Source organism: Mesorhizobium sp. M1A.F.Ca.IN.020.06.1.1, assembly GCF_004023265.1.
GTDB lineage: Bacteria > Pseudomonadota > Alphaproteobacteria > Rhizobiales > Rhizobiaceae > Mesorhizobium.
Map to the genome: position 1 here is coordinate 1 of NZ_RZSR01000413.1, position 5,002 is coordinate 5,002.

The following is a 5,002-nucleotide window of genomic DNA, read 5'->3' on the forward strand; positions in this document are numbered from 1 at the left end:
CATTTCGCAGGAGCGGGCGGAACAGGAGCGTTTCTTCCTCGACCTGCAAAAGGCGATAGACCATCTCGACCACGCGCCCGCAGGCTTCTTCTCGGCCGACCAGGAAGGCCGCGTCACCTATATCAATGCGACGCTTGCCGAATGGCTGGGCATCGACCTTGCCAGCTTCACCCCGGGCGCGGTCACGCTGCCGGAGATCGTTGCCGGCGACGGCATGGCGCTCGTCCGCTCGGTCAAGGCTGATCCCGGCGCCACGCGCAACGCCGTCATCGACCTTGATCTGACGACAATGAGCGGCCAGGCACTGCCGGTCCGCTTCATGCACCGCGTTTCGGCGAGCCGCGAAGGAGTGAACGGGCCGACGCGCACCATCGTGCTCAACCGCACCCAGGGTGAGGACGCGTCCGCCGACCTGCGCGCCTCGGAGGTGCGCTTCACGCGTTTCTTCAACTCGACGCCGATGGCGATAGCCGGCGTCGATGCCGGCGGGCGCATCCTGCGCACCAATGCGCCGTTCCTGTCGCTGTTTTCGTCCGTCGTCGACCGGGACGCTGTCGACCGGCGTGTGCGTTTTGAGAGCGTGGTGCATGAACGCGACCGGCCGGCCTTCGCCGCCGCCTTCGAGAAGGCGCGGCAGCGGCAGGCCAATATCGAGCCGATCGACTCGTTGCTGCCCGGGCATGAGGAGCGCCACATCCGCTTCTACGTGAATGCCGTCGCCGACGGCGCCGGTGGCGAGGGTGCGGAGGAATCGGCCATCGTCTACGCCGTCGAGACTACCGAGCAGAAGGCGCTCGAGGGCCAGATGGCGCAGAGCCAGAAGATGCAGGCGGTCGGCCAGCTTGCCGGCGGCATCGCGCACGACTTCAACAACGTGCTCACCGCCATCATCATGGCGTCCGACCTCCTGCTCACCAACCACCGGCCGTCGGACCCGTCCTTCCCCGACATCATGAACATCAAGCAGAACGCCAACCGCGCGGCGTCGCTCGTCAGGCAATTGCTCGCCTTCTCGCGCAAGCAGACCTTGCGGCCGGAAGTTCTCAACCTGACCGATGTGCTTGCCGATCTGCGCATGCTGCTTGCCCGCCTGGTGGGCAACGATATCAGGCTGAAGATCGATCACGGGCGCGATCTGTGGCCGGTCAAGGTCGACATCGGCCAATTCGAGCAGGTGGTAGTCAATCTCGCCGTCAACGCGCGCGATGCGATGCCCACCGGCGGCGATCTTACCGTGCGCACCCGCAACGTCATGGCCGACGAGTGCAAATCGTTCCCGTATCGCGAGCTTATCCCGGCCGATTATGTGCTGGTCGAGGTCGAGGACACGGGCAGCGGCATCGCGCCGGAGGTGCTGAAGAAGATATTCGAGCCGTTCTTCACCACAAAGGAGGTCGGCAAGGGAACGGGCCTTGGCCTCTCGATGGTGTATGGCATCATCAAGCAGACCGGCGGCTTCATCTACTGCGATTCCGAAGTCGGCAAGGGCACGGTGTTCCGGATCTTCCTGCCGCGTCACGTGACGGAGGTGAAGAAGGCGAGCGAATCTGCCGACACTGCGGCGGCGGCAGCTCCAGCCAAGCCGGCCGACACGGCGAAGGACCTCTCAGGTTCGGCGACCGTGCTTCTGGTCGAGGACGAGGACGCCGTTCGCATGGGCGGCGTGAGGGCGCTGACTTCGCGCGGCTACACCGTTCACGAGGCTTCCTCCGGCGTCGAGGCGCTGGAGGTCTTCGAGGCACTCGGCGGCAAGGTCGACATCGTCGTGTCCGATGTGGTGATGCCGGAAATGGACGGGCCGACGCTGCTCGGCGAATTGCGCAAGCGCCAGCCGGACATAAAATTCGTCTTCGTTTCCGGCTATGCCGAGGACGCCTTTGCCAAAAACCTGCCGGCCGACGCGCATTTCGGCTTCCTGCCCAAACCATTCTCGCTCAAGCAACTGGCGACGATCGTCAAAGACGTGCTGGAATCTTAAAGCGCATCGACGCGCTTCAGATCATTGCTTGATGCAGGTCGTTTCCCCAAAAGCGCTGCGCCCTTTTAGGCGACATGTCTTAAACAGCTACCGCTTGCACATTGCAGCGAGCCTGCCATGATGGCGATCGGATGGGTCCTGTCATGGGGGTGATAGCGCGTGACGCCGCACATCGAGGCGGGCAGGGGAGATTATGCCGAAACGGTGCTGCTGCCGGGCGACCCCGAGCGCGCGCAGTGGATGGCGCAAACTTTTCTGGAGGCGCCGCGCTGCATCAATCTCCGTCGGGGCGCCCTCGGCTTCACTGGCCGTTTCCGCGGTAAGCCGGTCAGCATCCAGGCAACCGGCATCGGCGTCTCTTCTTTCCTGATCTATGCCCATGAGTTGCTGGACTATCATGGCGTGAAGACGCTGATCCGCACAGGAACATGCGGCGCATTGTCGGACGACGTTCCGCTGCGGGGCTTGGTCGTTTCAAGCGCCGTGCGCGCCGAGATGCGGTAGAGCGCGCTGGCGGTCGACATGGAAACCAGCGCGCTCTACCGCATCTCGGCGCAGTTCGGCGCGCGCGCCCTATCGCTGCTGACCGTGGTCGACCACGTCGCCGCCGACGAGCAGACCGAGTATTCCGAACGCCAGGCGCTGTTCACCGACATGACCCGCCTGGCGCTGGAAGTCGCGGTCACTGCTTAGGCGGTTTCCGCTTCAACTGCCCCTCGGCTGTCGGCCGGCGACCCGCAGATAAAGCGGTAGGTTGTGCGCAGCATCGAAGCGAAGTTCCTTGTTCGATCAATGTTTCGTGCAGGTGGAGGCGGTAAAGGCGCCGTCCTGCTGCTTCATGATGATGTCGAAGGAGGGAGCGCCTGGATCGTCGAGCGTCGCCTGTGTCAGCGAGATCGAGTTGCCGCCGCTCGTATAGCCGCCGAGCGGGCCGAGCCAGCTGATCTCGCCATTGGCGTCCATCTGGTAGTTGTAGGTTCCCGACGTGCCGAAGGTCACTGGGCCGCTATAGACATTGCCCTTGATGGTGATGTCGCCGAGATTGATGAAGAGGCCGAGCAGATAGACCTCGCAATGATAGACGCCGTCCGGAAGCTTGCCTTCGGCGAAGTCCGCGCCGGCCTTGCCCACGGCCGACGCAAGAAGCAGCAAGCTCAGAAGAATGCGAATCGGGAAGGCCATGCGGTCGCTCATTTCGGCGGCGACCTTGCCCCATTTTGCCGCTGCCCCGCAACTGGCCGGCGAGTGCCGGCACGGAGACGAGATTAAGCATTGGGCATTTTATGATTTGGGCAAAATCTAGGCAGAGCTGCGCAACGTTTTCTCAAACCCAGGGTGCTTGATCGGCGTCGTTTTATTCGCTTCTCAAGCGCTAAACGTTTGTATTTATGACTATTTCTCCTGATCCCCGCATGCGTCCGCGTTTGGCACGTCGCTTGCAACCAAGTTTGATGAGATCGGATCGTCAACCATCACCGGTTGCCGAGCGGAAGGGTTGCCTTCGAGGGGAAGGCGCTCGACCGGAGCGCGGCGTATGACCGCGCCCGGTCGGGCATCGCATCGTGCCGCAGGGCAGGAAGATCTCTCCGCTGCTCACGGTCCTCGAAAATCTGAAGTCCCGCTTCGCGCCGCTTCAGCGCGGCGACCGCAACATTCCTTCGCATGTCTTCGAGGTGTTTGCGGTGCTGAGGCAGATGCCTTCGCGGCGCGGCGGCGACCTGTGCGGTGACCAGCGGCAACTCGCCACTCGGGCGGGCGCTGGTGATGCGGCCGAAGCTACGCACGCCGTCGCCGGTCTCGCGATGCAGAATAGATTCCTCGTGCGGACGCCTAGATCATTGCTGATTATGCACCGTTGATGACGCTTGCTAGTAACGGAATGGATCCTTGGGTCTTCGCTTCGGTTCGCGTCGTTACGCGGAAGGATGACGAAGTGTTCGACGGCTCTGGTGTGGCCAATAGCGCATGCTAGTCTTTGCATGGCCTTGGTGAGTCGCGCTCTTTCCGTATCAGTCGAGATGAAGGGGGATGGCGCGGGCTCCGCCCGCAAGGTCCGCGCAAGCAAGCTCGCCTAGCTTTCCCCGCAGTGATTGTCGGTCGATGCGTCCAACAAAAGCTTGCCAGGGGAAGGCGATGGAACGTTTTGTCGAGGACTATCAGAAGCGGCGGCTGACCGAGCGCGTCGATATCATGACGGCGATCAACATCCTGATGTCGCAGGGCTACGACGAGGATGATCTGCTCGGCGAAATAACCAAGGTTTTTTACGTCGACCTCGACGCCTATAACGAAGTAATCGGGCACCATTGACGGCCTGAGCCGCAAGACTTTAACCGTTCCGGACGGAAACCGCACTTTTCCTGAGATTGCCCTGAGCTTCCAAGCGCAGCGGCGGGTGTCGAGCACGCGGTTGCGGCCGTCGCGCTTGGTCGCGAAAAGCGCCGTGTCGACCGCGCTGAGCACCTTGTCGAAGCTCATGCGTTTCCCGCTGCCGAAGGTGAAGCCGGCACTCACCGTGCATCTCATCCGACCCGTGTCGGTTTCGAAGGTTCGGACCGCGAACGCGGTTCTGATCCGTTCGGCCGCCGCCTCGACCATCTCCGGCAAGGTGCGCTTCAGCACCAGCGCGAACTCCTCGCCGCCCATGCGGCGGCCACATCGTTCGGGCGAAGATTCCTGACAACTCTTCTGCGACGCCCTTCACAGCGGTGAAGACTCCGACATTCCGTAAGGTCAGAGGACGAACACCGACAACAGCAGTATGATGCCGACTGCCATCATCACCAGACCTGGCCAATTCTGAGACAGGCCGAGGAAACGGAGTCCGCGTCGCCGCGGCTCCAGTGTGGGGCCTGGTGTTGCCAGGTTCGGCGCCGGACGGTCCGGCGCTGTAGATGCCGGGTCACTCAGGCGTCCGCGCCTCAAAGTGGCGCCTGCCATGTAGACGACGCCTGCGATGGTAAGCAACGCACCGAGGATGACGGCCATCTTCCCTCGCTCCTTTCCGACGCTGCGGGATGTGGC

General features: G+C 62.7%; 4 protein-coding genes and 3 pseudogenes. 4 read left to right on the forward strand and 3 right to left on the reverse strand.

Annotation, left to right across the window (positions count from 1 at the left end; translation table 11 throughout):
- Both EOA60_RS18405 and EOA60_RS18410 read left to right on the forward strand, forming a co-directional pair.
- A partial coding sequence (locus EOA60_RS18405) for a PAS domain-containing sensor histidine kinase (protein WP_164899389.1) occupies positions 1–1,978 on the forward strand: 1,978 nt, incomplete at its 5' end.
- Between the two features lie 159 nt (positions 1,979–2,137).
- Positions 2,138–2,671, forward strand: a pseudogene (locus EOA60_RS18410) (purine-nucleoside phosphorylase).
- 96 nt (positions 2,672–2,767) lie between these two features.
- Here the strand turns inward: EOA60_RS18410 and EOA60_RS18415 are convergent.
- Positions 2,768–3,160, reverse strand: coding sequence for a hypothetical protein (locus EOA60_RS18415; RefSeq protein ID WP_095825347.1), 393 nt, complete (start codon positions 3,158–3,160; stop codon positions 2,768–2,770).
- Positions 3,161–3,439: 279 nt separating this feature from the next.
- Here EOA60_RS18415 and EOA60_RS18420 point away from each other — a divergent pair.
- Together EOA60_RS18420 and EOA60_RS18425 are read left to right on the forward strand one after the other, a co-directional pair.
- A pseudogene (locus tag EOA60_RS18420) lies at positions 3,440–3,757 on the forward strand (ABC transporter ATP-binding protein); the annotation flags it as partial.
- A 354-nt stretch (positions 3,758–4,111) separates the two neighbouring features.
- On the forward strand, positions 4,112–4,288 hold the full coding sequence (locus EOA60_RS18425; protein ID WP_082953673.1) for a hypothetical protein: 177 nt from the start codon (positions 4,112–4,114) through the stop codon (positions 4,286–4,288).
- Positions 4,289–4,438: 150 nt separating this feature from the next.
- Here the strand turns inward: EOA60_RS18425 and EOA60_RS39085 are convergent.
- A pseudogene (locus EOA60_RS39085) lies at positions 4,439–4,624 on the reverse strand (GGDEF domain-containing protein); the annotation flags it as partial.
- A gap of 87 nt (positions 4,625–4,711) precedes the next feature.
- The gene (locus EOA60_RS18435) at positions 4,712–4,966 is read right to left on the reverse strand and encodes a hypothetical protein (protein ID WP_066992433.1); all 255 of its coding nucleotides are present in this window, start codon (positions 4,964–4,966) and stop codon (positions 4,712–4,714) included.
- Positions 4,967–5,002 lie beyond the last annotated feature (36 nt).